Genomic DNA, 15,319 nt, shown 5'->3' on the forward strand with positions numbered 1-15,319 from the left:
CGGAATCTGTGGGTCCGCTATGCCGGTACACATATGTACGGAATAGGAGAAACCTGTGAGTCGGCCATGAACCGCCACCCAGAAAGCGCACGCGCGGCCAACCCTGACAAGCGCACCTTGCGCAGGGCTTTCCTGGCGGTGAGGAGGACATTGCCATCGGATGTCGTACGGGAGACGGGGCCGGCCCTCGCCGAGCGGGCCTTCGAGCTGCCCGAGCTGGCCGGGGCCCGCACCGTGGCCGCGTACGTCTCGGTCGGCTCCGAGCCCGGGACGGGGCCGCTGCTCGACGCGCTCCGCGCGCGCGGGACGCGGGTCCTGCTGCCGGCACTGCTGCCCGACAACGACCTGGACTGGGGGGCCTACACCGGGCCGGCCTCGCTCGTCGAGATGCGGCATCCGGGCCGCATCGCGCTGCTGGAGCCGGGCGGCGAGCGGCTCGGGCCCGAGGCGGTGACGGCCGCGGACGTCGTCCTGCTGCCCGGGCTCGCGGTGGACGCGCGCGGGATGCGGCTCGGCCGCGGCGGCGGCTCCTACGACCGGGTCCTCGCGCGGATCGAGGCGGCCGGGGCGCACCCCGCGCGCGTGGTGCTGCTCTACGACTCCGAAGTCGTCGCGCACGTCCCGGCGGAGGCGCACGACAAGGCCGTGCACGCCGTGGTGACGCCTTCGGGCACGCGCCGCTTCCCACAGGCGTAAGGCCCAAGGCGTAAGGCGACCTATGCGAGAAGGGGCCTCCACGCGCGCGTGGAGGCCCCTTTTCACTACCGCTGTCCTACGGCTTGAGCACCAGGGTGTCGGAGGTGTCGGCGGCGACGGCCTTGTCCGTGAAGCGCCACGGCAGCAGCTCGCCCTTGACCCACTTGTCGGTCTGGTCGGTGTAGTGGGCGCTGTAGGTGTGGCCCGAAGCGCCCGTGAGGTTGATCCACTTGGACTTGTCGAGGTCGTCCAGGTTGACCACCATGCGCATCGACGGCACCCAGTCGACGCCGTAGCCGCCCGCCGCGTTCCAGCCGGTGGCGTTCACCGCCGCCTCGCCGCCGCCGAGCTTCCAGGGGCCGCGGTTGAGCACGTACTGCAGCCAGCCGGGGCCCTCGGTGCCCAGGGTCTGGTTCTTCAGCTCCAGCTTGTGCAGCCGGCCCCAGCTCCAGGTGTCGATGTCCTTGCCCAGCTTGGCCGTCAGGTCCCAGCGGGCGTCGTCCATGGCCCGCTTGAACAGCTGGTCACGGGTGGTGGTGGGGTCGTTGTTGCGGCTGCCCGGCGTCTTCCACCAGCCGTTCTTCTCATCGTCGATGATCTTGCGCACGACCTCGAACCAGCGGTCGCCGCCGTCCGGCTGCGCCGAGTGGGCGTCGCGCTGGCCGCACTCGCGGACCTTGCGGTCCTCGTCGGCCGGGCCGGTGTTGTCGACCGGCGTGACATACAGGCACTGGCCCTCGACCCGCAGCTCCTTGGGCAGCTTGTTGCCGAAGGCGAGCTTGAGGATGTTGCGCCACACGGAGTTGAAGTACGCGGCCGCGGCCGAGTCCGGGTTCTGGGTGTAGTCCCAGTTCTCCAGGAGCTGCTGCGCCTGGCGGACGTACTTGTCCTTGACGTCGATCTTGAGCAGCTTGGGCACGAGCAGCTTGGCGATCTCGCTGCTGTTGTCCATCTGCATCAGGCGCATGTCGTCGGTGGAGATCTTGCCGCCGCCGTCGATCTTCGACTTGATGAGGTCGGTGATCCGCTGGCTGCGGGTGCCGTAGCCCCAGTCGGTGGTCAGCGTGTGCGGGTAGTCCTTGCCGACCACGGCCTGGTTGGCGGTCACGATGTAGCCGCGCTTCGGGTCGTACTCGTAGGGCAGCTCGGCCTGCTTGACGTAGCCGGTCCACTTGTAGTCGGCGTCCCAGCCGGGCGAGGGCAGCGAGCCGTCGCCCTCGCCGCGCAACGGGATGCGGCCGGGCAGCTGGTAGCCGATGTGGCCCTCGGTGTCCGCGTACGTGAGGTTCTGCGAGGGCACCTGGAAGTCGGCGGCCGCCGCACGGAACTCGGACCAGTCCTTCGCCTTGTCGATCTCGAAGACGGCGTCCATGGTGTTGCCGGGGTCGAGCGCGGTCCAGCGCAGCGCGATGCCGTAGCCGTCGCCGCGGTCCGGCGCCGTGGCGCCCACCGGGGCCTTCTTGCCGACCTTGACGAGTTCGTCGTTGCGGTCGGACAGCAGCGGCCCGTTGTTGGTCTCGCGCACGGTGATCGTCTTGGAGGCGCCGCCGGCGACCTTGATGACTTCCTCGTGCGTCTTGAAGGGGACCGTCTTGCCGTCGTACTGGTAGCCGTCGCCGTCGAACCGCTCCAGGTAGAGGTCGGTCACGTCGGCGCCCGAGTTGGTCAGGCCCCAGGAGATGGACTGGTTGTGGCCGATGACCACGCCCGGCATGCCGGCGAAGGTGTAACCGCTCACGTCGTACTGGCACTTCGCCGAGACGCTCGTGCAGTGCAGGCCCATCTGGTACCAGACCGAGGGCAGTTGCGGCGCGAGGTGCGGGTCGTTGGCGAGCAGCGGCTTGCCGGTGATGGTGTGGTCGCCGGAGACCACCCAGGAGTTGGAGCCGATGCCGTTGCCGTTGGGTCCCAGGCCCGCGGAGTCGGGGATCTGGTCCAGGACGTCGGCGAGGCCGCCCAGCTGGCTCTGGAGGCCGCTGGGGGCCTGTGTGCCGCCCGCCAGGCCCGTACCGGCCGCCCCGGAGGTGCCGCTCTGCGTCTGGCTGCCGGAGGCCGTCGGGTCGTACGTCTGCGTGACGCTGTTGTAGCCGCCCTCCTGCACGATCGGCTTGTGCCGGTCGTAGGGGTACTCCGGGTAGAGGTCCTTGATCTGCTTCGCGGTGAGGCGGCTCGTCATCAGGGACCGGTCGATCTCGTCCTGCATGTTGCCGCGCAGGTCCCAGGCCATCGCCTTCAGCCAGGCCACCGAGTCGACCGGGGTCCACTTCTGCGGCTTGTAGTCGTTCTCGAAGCCGAGCGCCACGTACTCCGCGGAGATCGCCTTGGCGCTCTTGCCGCCCAGGTAGGAGTTGACCCCCTTGGCGTACGCCTGGAGGTACTTCTTCGTCGCGGGCGAGAGCGTGGAGTCGTACTCGCGCTGCGCCACCCGGTGCCAGCCCAGGGTGCGCAGGAACTCGTCGGTCTTGACCTGACCCTTGCCGAACATCTCGGAGAGCCGCCCGGAGGTCGTATGACGGCGCACGTCCATCTCGTAGAACCGGTCCTGCGCCTGGACGAAGCCCTGGGCCATGAACAGGTCCTCGTCCGAGGAGGCGTAGATCTGCGGGATGCCGTAGCCGTCCCGTTTGACCTGTACCGGCCCGTCGAGACCGTCGAGTTCGACCGAGCCCGTCGTCTGCGGCAAGGAGGCGCGGACGCTGTCGACGCCCCAGTAGGCGCCGTATCCGATGCCCGCGACGACGGCCAACACGAGGACGATCACGAGCAGTCGGGCTCGGCGCCCCTTCTTCTTGCCGGACTGGCGACCGGAAGGAGCGTTCGTAGTGGAGGGCATCGCGATCCTTGCTGTCCTTCGCTAGCGGCTGGCTGGAGCAACCATACGAGCAGTGCGGAGCGGGCCCGGACGCGGAGTCGGGATGCGGGCACCGGGCACGCGGGGCCGGGCCGGGGCCCGAGCATCAAGAAAGCGTTAACGATTAGGTAAGGTAACGAAGTACCTCGCTCGCGGAAGGACCGGCCCCTGACTGTCCACCACCTCAACCAGCTCCTGCTCGTGAGCGCGCTCGTGCTGCTCATCGCGGTCGCCGCGGTGCGCGTCTCCTCGCGCAGCGGCCTGCCCAGCCTGCTGCTCTACCTCGGCATCGGCATCGCCATGGGCCAGGACGGCATCGGCGACGTCTCCTTCAGCGACGCCGAGTTGACCCAGGTCATCGGCTACGCCGCGCTCGTCGTGATCCTGGCCGAGGGCGGCCTGGGCACGAAGTGGAAGGAGATCCGGCCGGCGCTCCCGGCGGCCGTGGCCCTCTCGCTCGTGGGCGTCGCGGTGAGCGTGGGGGTGACGGCGGCGGGCGCGCACTACCTCGTCGGCCTGGAGTGGCACCAGTCCCTCATCATCGGCGCGGTGGTGTCCTCCACGGACGCGGCGGCCGTTTTCTCCGTCCTGCGTAAGGTGCCGCTTCCCACGCGCATCACCGGCGTCCTGGAAGCGGAGTCCGGTTTCAACGACGCACCTGTCGTCATCCTTGTCGTCGCCTTCTCGACGGCCGGCCCGGTGGAGCACTGGTACGTCCTGGTAGGCGAGATCGCCCTGGAGCTGGCGATCGGCGCCGCGACCGGCCTAGCGGTGGGCTGGCTCGGCTCCTACGGGCTGCGGCACGTCGCCCTGCCCGCCTCCGGCCTCTACCCGATCGCCGTGATGGCCATCGCCACCGTCGCGTACGCGGCGGGCGCCATGGCGCACGGCAGCGGCTTCCTCGCCGTCTACCTGGCCGCCATGCTCATGGGCAACGCCCGGCTGCCGCACTGGCCCGCCACCCGGGGTTTCGCCGAGGGACTCGGCTGGATCGCGCAGATCGGCATGTTCGTGCTGCTCGGACTGCTCGTCACGCCGCACGAGCTGGCCGACGACATCGTGCCCGCGCTCATCATCGGGCTCGTCCTCACGGTGATCGCACGGCCCCTGGAGGTGGTCGTGAGCCTGGCGCCCTTCCGCGTCCCCTGGCGGGAGCAGGCCCTCATGTCCTGGGCGGGCCTGCGCGGCGCCGTCCCCATCATCCTGGCGACCATCCCCATGGTGACGGGCGTCTCGGGCAGCCGGCGGATCTTCAACATCGTCTTCGTCCTGGTCGTCGTCTACACCCTCATCCAGGGGCCCACGCTGCCCTGGCTGGCCAGGAAGCTGCGCCTGGGCTCCTCGGAGACCGCCGCCGACCTCGGCATCGAGTCCGCGCCCCTGGAGCGGCTGCGCGGGCACCTGCTCTCCGTCTCCGTCCCGCGCGGCTCCCGGATGCACGGCGTGGAGGTCGGCGAGCTGCGGCTGCCCAAGGGCGCCGCCGTCACCCTGGTCGTCCGCGAGGGCACGTCCTTCGTGCCCGGCCCCACCACGGTGCTGCGGCACGGCGACGAACTCCTCGTCGTGGCCACCGACCCGGTGCGCGACGCCGCGGAGGCGCGCCTGCGGGCCGTCGCGCACGGCGGCAAGCTGGCGGGCTGGCTGGGCACGGGGGGCGAAACCGCCCGTTAACATGGTCCGGTAGACAAAGTTTCACGAACCACCGACTCTGCCTGACGTAGAGCCGGCGCGACCGCAAAGCGGCCGCGGTCCCCTTGCGGCACCACGCCCACCCGGCGTGCCCGTCGCATGGTCCAGGGCCTCTCCTGGCGCGGGCCGCTGGTATCACTCGGTTCCCGGCGCATGTGAGGACGGCTCTCGGTCCTGCGGCCCCTCGACCAGGAGGCCGGCGGACTACCAGGCGGCAGAAAGGCGAGAGCCGTGCCACAGAAGGCCACGGTTCCCGGCACCTCGACCACCCGCCCGGGCTACGGACAGCTGCTGCGCACGCGCGGAGCCTGGACGTTCCTGCTCCCCGGCTTCGCGGCACGCCAGCCGTTCGCGATGCTGACCATCTCCATCGTGCTGCTCGTCCAGCACACCTCCGGCTCGTACGGGACCGCGGGCGCGGTCTCCGCGACGACCGGCGTCTCCATGGCGCTGTTCGCGCCCTACGGAGGCAAGCTGGCCGACCGCTTCGGCCAGCGGGCCGTCCTGCTGCCCGGCGTCCTCGTGCACAGCGCCTCGGGGCTCGCCCTGACGGCGCTGGCCCTGTCCGGGGCGCCCACCTGGACGCTGTTCCTCGCCGCCGTGCCGACCGGCGCGTCCACGCCCCAGGTCGGGCCGATGGTGCGGGCCCGGTGGGGCGTCACCCTCCAGGGCTCGCCCCTGATGCAGACCGCCGCGGCCTTCGAGTCGGTCACCGACGAGTTCACGTTCGTGCTCGGCCCGCTGTTCGCCACGGCCCTGTGCACCGGCGTCAACCCGGCCGCGGGGCTCGTCACCGAGGCCGCGCTCACCCTCGTCGGCGGCCTGCTGTTCGCCGCCCAGAAGGGCACCCAGCCGACCCCGACGGCCGGCTCCCTCGACGCCCACGCGCGCGGGGAGCACGTCTCCGCGCTGCGCGTGCCCGGCGTACGGGTGCTGATCGTGACGTTCCTCGGCATCGGCGCCGTCTTCGGCGGCATGCAGGTCTCGCTCGCCGCCTACACCGAGGCGATCGGCGAACCCGGCCTGAACGGCGTCCTGTACGGCACCTTCGCCGCGGGCAACATGCTCTCCGGCCTCGTCTGCGGCGCCGTCGCCTGGAAGGCCGCGCCGCAGCGCCGGCTGCTCGTCGGCTACACCGCCCTGGCGCTGACCGCGTCCGGCCTGTGGGCGGCGCACTCCGTCCTGCTCCTCGCGGGGCTCGGCCTGCTGGTCGGCGTCTGCATCGCGCCCTCGCTGATCACCGGCTACACCCTCGTCGAGTCGATCGTCCCGGCGAACTCGCGCACCGAGGCCTTCACCTGGCTGACCGGGGCCGTCGCGCTCGGCCAGGCGGCCGCCGTCACAGTGGCCGGACAGCTGGAGGACCGCTTCTGGGACGGGGCCGGATTCCTCGTCCCGATGGGCGGCACGGTGCTCGCCCTGGTGGTGATGTTCCTGCTGCGCTCGCGGCTGGTGCCGCCGGCCCCGGGGCGGACCGTGGCGCGTGGCGTGGGTCACCGCGTACCGGCGGCAGTGGACTGATCTCGCGGAATAGGTCACTATGGATCGTCGTTAGCACTCATCGAGTGAGAGTGCCAGGAGGAAGACACAGTGCCGACTTACCAGTACCAGTGCACCGAGTGCGGCGAAGGCCTCGAGGCGGTGCAGAAGTTCACCGACGACGCTCTCACCGAGTGCCCCCAGTGCAAGGGCCGCCTGAAGAAGGTCTTCTCGGCCGTCGGCATCGTCTTCAAGGGCTCGGGCTTCTACCGCAACGACAGCCGTGGCTCCTCGTCGAGCAGCAGCCCGGCGTCCGCGAAGCCGGCCGGCGAGTCGAAGTCCGCGGAGACGAAGTCGACGCCGGACGCCAAGCCGAGCTCCGCCGGCTCGTCGACGTCCGCGAGCTCCGGCTCCAGCAGCTCCACCAGCTCTTCCAGCTCGTCGTCGGCCGCCTAGCCGCGCGTCTGTCGTCGCCGGCCGCCTAACCGCGCGTCCGTCATCGTCAGCCGCCTAGCCGCACGCTTTCGCGCGAGACGTCTTACGAGACCCTGTCGTCCCCGACGGCGGGGTCTTCGGCGTTCCCGCCCTTGGCTACTGTGCTGACCATGGCGACCACTACGCACACACGCCCCGACGCCGAGATCGGTGTGATCGGCGGCTCCGGGTTCTACTCGTTCCTCGACGACGTGACCGAGGTCCAGGTCGACACCCCCTACGGAGCGCCCAGCGACTCCCTCTTCCTGGGCGAGGTGGCCGGGCGCCGGGTCGCCTTCCTGCCCCGGCACGGACGCGGGCACCACCTGCCGCCGCACCGCATCAACTACCGCGCCAACCTGTGGGCGCTGCGCTCGGTGGGCGTGCGCCAGGTCCTCGGGCCGTGCGCGGTCGGCGGGCTCCGGCCGGAGTACGGGCCGGGGACGCTGCTGGTGCCGGACCAGTTCGTGGACCGGACGAAGTCACGGACGCAGACCTACTTCGACGGGCTGCCGCTGCCGGACGGCACCGTGCCGAACGTCGTGCACGTCTCGCCGGCCGACCCGTACTGCCCCACGGGCCGCGCGGCCGCCCTGCGGGCCGCACGCGGCAAGGAGTGGGAGGCGGTGGACGGCGGCACGCTCGTCGTGGTCGAGGGCCCGCGCTTCTCCACCCGCGCCGAGTCGCGGTGGCACGCGGCGATGGGCTGGTCGGTGGTGGGCATGACCGGCCACCCCGAGGCGATGCTCGCCCGGGAACTGGAGCTCTGCTACACGTCGTTGACGCTGGTCACCGATCTCGACGCGGGCGCCGAGAGCGGCGAGGGCGTCTCGCACGACGAGGTCCTCAAGGTCTTCGCGGCGAACGTGGACCGGCTGCGGACGGTGCTGTTCGACGCGGTGGCGGGGCTGCCGGCCACCGCGGAACGGGACTGTCTGTGCGCGGGGGCGCTGGGCGGGATGGACCCGGGGATCCGGTTGCCGTAAGGGGGCGCGGGGGCACGGGGGCGTTGGCGGGATGGATCCGGGGATCGGGCTGCCGTGAGGGCGCGCGGGTGGCACCGGCAGGGGTGACGGGGTTCTCCGCGGCGGGCGGGCACGGCACGAGCCCGGGCGGGGACGAGGGCGGCGGGGTGACCACGTTGTCCACAACCGGCGGGTAGTGCACGGGGCTCAGCGGGGGTGAGCCCGGCGGTGGATCGTGGTCGGCGAGACGGGCGCACGGCCCGTCCGCACCCGACCCGACCGATCGGTTCGCGCGTCTTTTCGCGACGCGGGCGACTCGACCGGCGCGACCCACAGGCGGTGACAGCCATGTCCGTGACGACTCCCCCGGCCCAGCTCAGCACTCCCCCCACCTCCGAGGTGCCGTCCTTCCCTCCCGTGCGCGTCCGCGGTGCGCGGGGCCGGACCGGGCGCCCGGGCCGCCGCCGGCGCGGGCCGGCCGTGGTCGCGGGGCTCGCCCTGTCCGCGGTCGCGCTGGCCGCCGCGGTGCCCTCGTCCGGCGCGGGCCGGGGCCACGAGCGGGCGCAGGCACCGCCCCGCGAGCGGGCCCGGGGCCCCGCCGTGACCGTGTCGGCGCCGGTGCGGATCGCGGACGCGGGGGCGGTGCGGCTGCTGCGGCCGGGCGACCGGGTGGACGTGGTGGCGGCGCGGGCGGACGGCCGCCCCGGCGTCCGGGTGCTGGCGTCCGGTGCGCGCGTGGCGTCGGTGCCGGAGGAGGGGACGGCGTCCGAGCAGCCCGGTGATCCGGCGGCCGGGGGCGGGTCGCTGGTGGTTCTGTCGGTGGGCCGGGCCACGGCCGTGCGGCTCGCGGGGGCGGGTGCCGGGTCCCGGCTGGCAGTGACCCTGTGGTGAGCGCCGCCGTCCCGGTGGTGCGGGCCGGAGCCGGGGTGGGCGCCGGTCCTGGGACGGAACCCGGTCCTGGGGTGAACGGTGCGCTGATCACTGGGGTGACGGCCCTGGCGTCAAGTCCCCCGATCGAGCTACCGAATTGGACAGGTCTGACCCGTGCTGTCGTAGGTTGCGACGTCGTTTGCTCCGCATCCTGTGCACGTGAAGAGAGGCCGTCCGGTGAGCGAGAAGAAGGATCTGAGTCTGTGGGAAGGCTTCAAGGCCTTCCTGATGCGTGGCAACGTGATCGACCTGGCGGTCGCCGTCGTCATCGGCGCCGCCTTCACCAACATCGTGAACGCGGTGGTGAAGGGCGTCATCAACCCGATCGTCGGCGCCTTCGGCACCAAGGACCTGGAGAGCTACAAGTCCTGCCTGAAGGCCCCGTGCACCGGCGACGACGGCATCGAGATCCTGTGGGGCTCGGTGCTCAGCGCCGCGCTCGGCTTCCTCATCACGGCAGCGGTCGTCTACTTCCTCATGGTGATGCCGATGGCCAAGTACCTGGCCCGGCAGGCCGAGCGCCGGGCGGCGAAGGAAGGCGCGCAGGAGACCGTCGAGGTCTCCGAGCTGGAGGTGCTCAAGGAGATCCGCGACGCGCTGGTGACGCAGCGCGGTGGTTCGGGGCCCGCCGGGACCTGACTCCGGGCGACCGCCGGGACCTGCTCCCGGCCACCGTGGCGGCCGCGGCGTCTCAGAGGTGGTGGGGCGGCTTCTCGTCCAGGAAGCGGGCGAGGTCGGCCGCGCTGTTGTCGCCGGCGGCGGGCCGCTCGCCCCATCCGCGGTCACTGTCGTCGGCGGACTGTGCCGTCAGCGGGTCGTCGAAGATCAGCGCGTTCTTCGGATCGCGCGGCTCGGGGCGCTCGGCGCGCTCGGGGGCGGTACTCATGCCTCCAGGGTACGTGGGCGGCGCGGGCCGGGGCCCGGGCCGCGGTGCGGGCGGGCGCGGGAGCGGCGGCGTTCCGATCGGGCCCGCGCAGTTCACCGCCGGGCCGCCTGATCTGCTGTCCTTGGACCATGACGTCCACGCCTGCCCCACACGCCGCGCCCGGCCCGGACCCCGCGCAGCACACCGCGCCCCACCACCCGCCCGTTCGGCGCCTGACGGAGAGGGCGCGGGACGAGAAGCACCGGGTCGCCTCGTCGCTGGAGCTCTTCTTCGACCTCTGCTTCGTCGTGGCGGTGGCGCAGGGCGGGGTGCAACTGGTCCACGCGATCGCCGAGGGCCATACGGGTACGGGCTTGATCGACTACGCGCGGGTCTTCTTCGCCATCTGGTGGGCGTGGATGAACTTCACGTGGTTCGCCTCGGCGTACGACAACGACGACGTGCTCTACCGCGTCGTCACCCTCGTCCAGATCGCGGGCGTGCTGGTGCTCGCGGCCGGGGTCTCCCGCGCCTTCTCCGACGACTTCACGGTGGTCTGGCTCGGCTACGTGATCATGCGGCTCGCCATGGTGGCGCACTGGCTGCGCGCGGCGCGGTCCACGAGCGGCGCCGAGCGGGCGGTCGCGTTGCGGTACGCGGGCGGGGTGCTGCTGTGCCAGGTCGGCTGGCTGGCGCTGCTGTTCATTCCGCACGGCGCGCAGAACTGGGTGTTCCTGGCGCTGGCGCTGCTGGAGATGAGCGTGCCGATGTACGCGGAGAGCCGCCGGAGGACGGCCTGGCACCCGCACCACATCTCGGAGCGGTACGGCCTGTTCACGATCATCGTGCTCGGGGAGACGATCGCGGCGGCGACGGTCGCGGTGAAGTCCGGCATCGAGGAGAACGACGCGCTGGGCGAGCTGCTGCCGATCGCGGCGGGCGGCGTCCTCATCGTGTTCGCGGCGTGGTGGATCTACTTCGCGGTGCCGATCCACGAGCGGCTGCGGACCAGCCGGGAGGCGTTCCTGTGGGGCTACGGCCACTACCTGGTCTTCGCGTCGGCGGCGGCGATCGGCGCCGGCATCGAGGTCGCCGTCGAGCAGGCGGTCGGCGAGGCGCACCTGTCCACGACGGCGGCGTCCGCGGCCGTGACGGTCCCCTCGGCGCTGTTCCTGCTGACGGTATGGGCGCTGCACGCGCGGTACTTCAAGGTGGGGACGGCGCAGCAGCTGACGTTGCCGGTGAGCGCGGTGCTGGTGCTGGCCTGCACGTTCGCCGGGCACTGGGCGGTATTGGCGGCGGGGCTCGTGACGGCGTGCACGGTGGCGGCGGGGGTGACGCTCTCGGCGAGGGCGGCGCGGCCGACGGAGCCGGGGCACGACTGACGGCGCCGCCGAGCGGGGTGGGCTGGCCGCCCCCGGGGGTTAGAGAGAGGCGCCGGGCGGCCGACCCGAGAGGTGGCAGATGGCGTCGCCGGGCGGCCGACCCGACAGGGAGGGCACGGGAGGGCGCCGGGCGGTCGACCCCGGGGTGGGAAGCTCGGGCGGCGGGAGGCGTGGCGTGCCGGGGTGCGTGGTACGCATGGGCCCATGACGACGACGTACAGCGGCGCTCTCACCGATGTGGACGGCGTACGGGTCGGGCACGCCAGCCGGGTCGGGGACGGGTTCCTGACCGGCACCACCGTCGTGCTCGCCCCAAAGGGCGGCGCCGTCACCGCCGTGGACGTGCGCGGCGGCGGCCCCGGCACCCGGGAGACCGACGCGCTCGACCCGCGCAATCTGGTGCGGCGCATCGAGGCGATCGTGCTGACGGGTGGCAGCGCGTACGGGCTCGACTCGGCGTCCGGCGTGATGGGCTGGCTGGAGGAGCAGGGCCGCGGCGTCCCGGTCGACGGGCCCGAGCGGGTCGTCCCGGTGGTGCCGGCCGCCTGCGTCTTCGACCTCGGCCGCGGCGGCGACTGGCGGGCCCGTCCCGACGCCGCCACCGGCCGCGCCGCGGTGGAGGCGGCGGCGGCGACGCGGCCGCGTTCCCCGGTGCCGGAGGGCGGCGTGGGCGCGGGCACGGGCGCGCTGGTGGGCCGGGTGCGCGGCGGCGTCGGCACCGCCTCCACGGTGCTCGGTTCGGGGGTCACGGTGGGCGCGCTGGTGGTCGCCAACGCGGCGGGGTCCGCGCTGGACCCGGCGACCGGCGCGCTGTACGGGGAGTTCTTCGCCGGGGACGGCCCGGTGACCTACCCGTCACCCGCGCTGCACGCGGCGGCCGAAAGGCGGCTGGCGGAGGCCGTCGCCGCGAACGGCCCGGCGCCGCTCAACACGACCCTCGCGGTCGTCGCCACCGACGTCGTCCTCAGCCGCGCCCAGGCGCAGAAGGTCGCGGGCACCGCGCACGACGGCATCGCGCGCGCCGTGCGCCCGGTGCACCTGCTGAACGACGGCGACACGGTCTTCGCCCTGGCCACCGGTGCCCGCCCGCTCGACACCGCGGACCCGCTCGCCCTGAACGAGATCCTCGCCGCGGGCGCCGACCTGGTGACCCGCGCGATCGTGCGGGCCGTGCGGGCGGCGGAGACGGTGCGGGGGCCCGGCGGCACGTTCCTGTCCTACAGCGACCTGTACGGGTCCCCGGCCGGCGCGGGGCCCGCGTGAGGACGTAACGGCGCCTTCACCTACGTAACAGAACGGTCCCTGTGTCGGCCTTCACAGCAAGCGGAAGGAACCCCTCCCACTCTCGCGGACTCTCTCCTCGTACCGGATCAACCCCCCGCAACACCGCAGAAGGAGCAGACCGTGAGAAGCCAGAACATAGCCGTCGCGTGCGCCGGCCTCGTCATCGGCGCCCTCACCCTCACGGCCTGCGGCGGCAGCGCCACCGCCGACGAAGACAAGGGTGGCGGCTCCGGTGCGAAGGACGCCCCGCGGATCACCATCTCCGCCAAGGACGGTTCGACCGGCGCGTCCATCAACGCGACGGGGGTCAGGGTCCGCGACGGCAAGCTCACCGGCGTGCGGATGACCGAGTCCGTCTCCGGCAAGCAGGTGCCCGGTTCGATCGCCGCGGGCGGCGCGAGCTGGAAGCCGAAGGACCAGCTGGAGCGCGGCACCAAGTACCGCCTCTCCGCGACCGCGGAGGACACGGACGGGCACAAGGCCGCGGCCAACTCGATCTTCACGACCGTCTCGACGGCGAACAGCTTCATCGGCACCTACACCCCGGACGACGGGACGACGGTCGGGGTCGGCATGCCGGTGTCGTTCACGTTCGACAAGGCGATCACGGACAAGAAGGCCGTGCAGTCGCACATCACGGTCAGCTCCAGCAGCGGGCAGCAGGTCGTCGGCCACTGGTTCGGCGCCCAGCGCCTGGACTTCCGGCCGCAGGACTACTGGAAGGCCGGTTCCAAGGTCACGATGAAGATCGCCCTGGACGGTGTCGAGGGAGCGAGCGGCGTCCACGGCGTGCAGAACAAGACGGTCACCTTCACCGTCGGCCGCAAGCAGGTCTCCACGGTCGACGCGGACACGCAGCAGATGACGGTCGTGCGCGACGGGCGGACGATCAGGACCGTGCCGGTCTCCACCGGCAGCGCCCAGCACCCCACGTACAACGGCCAGATGGTGATCTCCGAGAAGTTCGTGCAGACGCGGATGAACGGCTCGACGGTCGGCTTCGGCGGCGAGTACGACATCCCGGACGTGCCGCACGCGATGCGGCTGTCGCAGTCGGGGACGTTCATCCACGGCAACTACTGGAGCGCGCCGGGCATCTTCGGCTCGCAGGGCACCAGCCACGGCTGCGTCGGCATGCGCGACGTGAAGGGCGCGGGCGGGGACACGACCGCCAAGTGGTTCTACGACCACTCGCTCGTCGGCGACGTCGTCGTCATGAAGAACTCCCCGGACAAGACGGTCGCCCCCGACAACGGCCTCAACGGCTGGAACCTCAGCTGGAGCCAGTGGACGGCGGGCAGCGCCGGCTGACCTCCGCCGCACCCGTCCGCACCCGTCCACCGGGGCGGAAAGACACCGGCCGCGCGGGAACCTCCCGCGCGGTTCGGGCGTTGTCAGGGCAGGTTTCCCAAATCCCGTTCCCCGTTTGCGATTTCACGGACATGATGTCCGACACAGGGGCTACGGTATGCACCCACGAGGTGACATGCAGCAATGCCGGGAGGTGCCTTGAGCGTTCCGCACGACTACGAATGCGACGCAGCGTCCTCTGCGTCCTCCGCGTCGGCCGCACCGCCCACGGGGGCCGGGGTGTCGTTCCCGGACGCCGCGTCGGTCCCGGCGGTGCCGGGCCCCGGCCCTGGACCCGGCCCCGCCCTCGCCGCGCCCGCCGCCTCGCCCGACGAGCAGCTGGCCCGGCTCCTCGGCCGCGCGCTCAACTCCTTCGAGCTGCCCGACGAGACGCTCCTCCGGCTCGACAGCGCGCTGGCGTACGCCGGTTCGCTGCACTCGGCCCACCACAGCGCGGGGCGGTACCGCGAGACGTACCGGCACACCTGGCTCCTCGCCGACGGCAGCGCGCTCACCCTCTGGGAGCTGGTCCACAACACGGGCCGGGACGGCGGCGAGCAGCACGAGGTCTATGTCACGGAGGAGGAGCTGCAGTTGGCGACGGGCCGACTGCCGTTACCCCGGGAGGCCACCCCCGACTTCGCGTCGCAGGTGCCGCTCGTTCCCGTGCAGCTTCCGGCGGTTCCGCCCGAGCGGCGCCGGTTCGGGCCCGCCGACCCGGACAGCTCCGTGGACCACGCGCGCCGGCTGCTGCGCCGCGCGGAGAACCCGGACCCGGCGACCCGGCCGGGCCCCGGCACGGCCAGGCTGCTGCGCACGGCGTGCGCGCACCAGATCACGCAGGCGTTCGGCCGCCGCGTGAGCCAGGGGTTCGCGCTGTACGAGCACGCGTTCCTGCTCCGTGACGGGGCCGAGCTGAGCCTGTGGGAGGTCGAGCACACGGCGACGCCGGACGGCCGGCACATGTGCGAGGTCTACGCGACGCAGGACGCGGCCCGCGCGGCGATCGAGCGCCGGGTGGCTTCGCGCAGCACCAACGCCTGAGGCGGCGCCACCGGGTGGGATGCGGGGCCGCGCGGCGAGGCACGGGTACGGGTCGGCGGGCCCAGTGGCCCAGCGCCGGAGGCGGATCAGCGGGCCGCGCTGCCCGGCGGGGGGGGAGCCGGATCAGGGGCTGTGCGGCCCGGCCCCCGGGGGGATCAGCAGGCTGTGCGCTGCCCGGCGCGGGGCGGATTGGCAGGCTGTACGGCCCGGAGCGGGGACGGATCAGCCGCGCTGCCCGGCGCGAGGGCGGATCAGCAGGTTGTGCAGCCCGGCGCGGGGGCGGATCGGCAGGTTGTGCAGCTCGGCG

General features: G+C 72.5%; 13 protein-coding genes. 11 read left to right on the forward strand and 2 right to left on the reverse strand.

Going from position 1 to position 15,319, the window contains the following annotated elements; all coding sequences use genetic code 11:
• Positions 1 to 66: 66 nt before the first annotated feature.
• On the forward strand, positions 67 to 696 hold the full coding sequence (locus ACIBW6_RS20160; protein ID WP_399061360.1) for a 5-formyltetrahydrofolate cyclo-ligase: 630 nt from the start codon (positions 67 to 69) through the stop codon (positions 694 to 696).
• A gap of 76 nt (positions 697 to 772) precedes the next feature.
• Here ACIBW6_RS20160 and ACIBW6_RS20165 read toward each other — a convergent pair whose 3' ends face one another.
• Positions 773 to 3,529, reverse strand: coding sequence for a penicillin acylase family protein (locus tag ACIBW6_RS20165; protein WP_399061361.1), 2,757 nt, complete (start codon positions 3,527 to 3,529; stop codon positions 773 to 775).
• Positions 3,530 to 3,748: 219 nt separating this feature from the next.
• Here ACIBW6_RS20165 and ACIBW6_RS20170 point away from each other — a divergent pair, with 219 nt between their 5' ends.
• From ACIBW6_RS20170 to mscL, 6 genes are all read left to right on the forward strand, one after another.
• Positions 3,749 to 5,218 carry a potassium/proton antiporter gene (locus ACIBW6_RS20170; RefSeq protein WP_399061363.1) on the forward strand — a complete coding sequence of 490 codons (1,470 nt, stop codon included), beginning with the start codon at positions 3,749 to 3,751 and terminating at the stop codon, positions 5,216 to 5,218.
• 249 nt (positions 5,219 to 5,467) lie between these two features.
• Positions 5,468 to 6,757 (forward strand): MFS transporter, encoded by a 1,290-nt coding sequence (locus tag ACIBW6_RS20175; RefSeq protein WP_399061365.1) that lies wholly within the window; start codon positions 5,468 to 5,470, stop codon positions 6,755 to 6,757.
• 69 nt (positions 6,758 to 6,826) lie between these two features.
• Entirely contained in the window at positions 6,827 to 7,171 is a 345-nt protein-coding gene (locus ACIBW6_RS20180) for an FmdB family zinc ribbon protein (RefSeq protein WP_399061367.1), read from the forward strand.
• A gap of 149 nt (positions 7,172 to 7,320) precedes the next feature.
• Positions 7,321 to 8,175, forward strand: coding sequence for an S-methyl-5'-thioadenosine phosphorylase (locus ACIBW6_RS20185; RefSeq protein WP_399061369.1), 855 nt, complete (start codon positions 7,321 to 7,323; stop codon positions 8,173 to 8,175).
• A 327-nt stretch (positions 8,176 to 8,502) separates the two neighbouring features.
• Positions 8,503 to 9,045, forward strand: coding sequence for an RcpC/CpaB family pilus assembly protein (locus ACIBW6_RS20190; RefSeq protein ID WP_399061371.1), 543 nt, complete (start codon positions 8,503 to 8,505; stop codon positions 9,043 to 9,045).
• A gap of 198 nt (positions 9,046 to 9,243) precedes the next feature.
• Complete coding sequence (mscL, locus tag ACIBW6_RS20195) at positions 9,244 to 9,723, forward strand: large conductance mechanosensitive channel protein MscL (protein WP_399061373.1); 480 nt, start codon at positions 9,244 to 9,246, stop codon at positions 9,721 to 9,723.
• 52 nt (positions 9,724 to 9,775) lie between these two features.
• Here mscL and ACIBW6_RS20200 read toward each other — a convergent pair whose 3' ends face one another.
• Positions 9,776 to 9,970 (reverse strand): hypothetical protein, encoded by a 195-nt coding sequence (locus tag ACIBW6_RS20200; RefSeq protein ID WP_399061376.1) that lies wholly within the window; start codon positions 9,968 to 9,970, stop codon positions 9,776 to 9,778.
• A 128-nt stretch (positions 9,971 to 10,098) separates the two neighbouring features.
• Here ACIBW6_RS20200 and ACIBW6_RS20205 point away from each other — a divergent pair, with 128 nt between their 5' ends.
• The 4 genes from ACIBW6_RS20205 (at position 10,099) to ACIBW6_RS20220 (ending at position 15,012) form a co-directional block, all read left to right on the forward strand.
• Entirely contained in the window at positions 10,099 to 11,334 is a 1,236-nt protein-coding gene (locus ACIBW6_RS20205) for a low temperature requirement protein A (protein ID WP_399061378.1), read from the forward strand.
• A 204-nt stretch (positions 11,335 to 11,538) separates the two neighbouring features.
• On the forward strand, positions 11,539 to 12,597 hold the full coding sequence (locus ACIBW6_RS20210; protein WP_399061380.1) for a P1 family peptidase: 1,059 nt from the start codon (positions 11,539 to 11,541) through the stop codon (positions 12,595 to 12,597).
• A 141-nt stretch (positions 12,598 to 12,738) separates the two neighbouring features.
• Positions 12,739 to 13,929, forward strand: a complete 1,191-nt coding sequence (locus ACIBW6_RS20215; RefSeq protein ID WP_399061381.1) for an Ig-like domain-containing protein — start codon at positions 12,739 to 12,741, stop codon at positions 13,927 to 13,929.
• A 312-nt stretch (positions 13,930 to 14,241) separates the two neighbouring features.
• A complete protein-coding gene (locus ACIBW6_RS20220; RefSeq protein ID WP_399061539.1) occupies positions 14,242 to 15,012 on the forward strand; it encodes a DUF6227 family protein in 771 nt (256 codons plus the stop codon).
• Positions 15,013 to 15,319 lie beyond the last annotated feature (307 nt).

Source organism: Streptomyces sp. NPDC049813 (assembly GCF_044465085.1).
Taxonomy (GTDB): domain Bacteria; phylum Actinomycetota; class Actinomycetes; order Streptomycetales; family Streptomycetaceae; genus Streptomyces.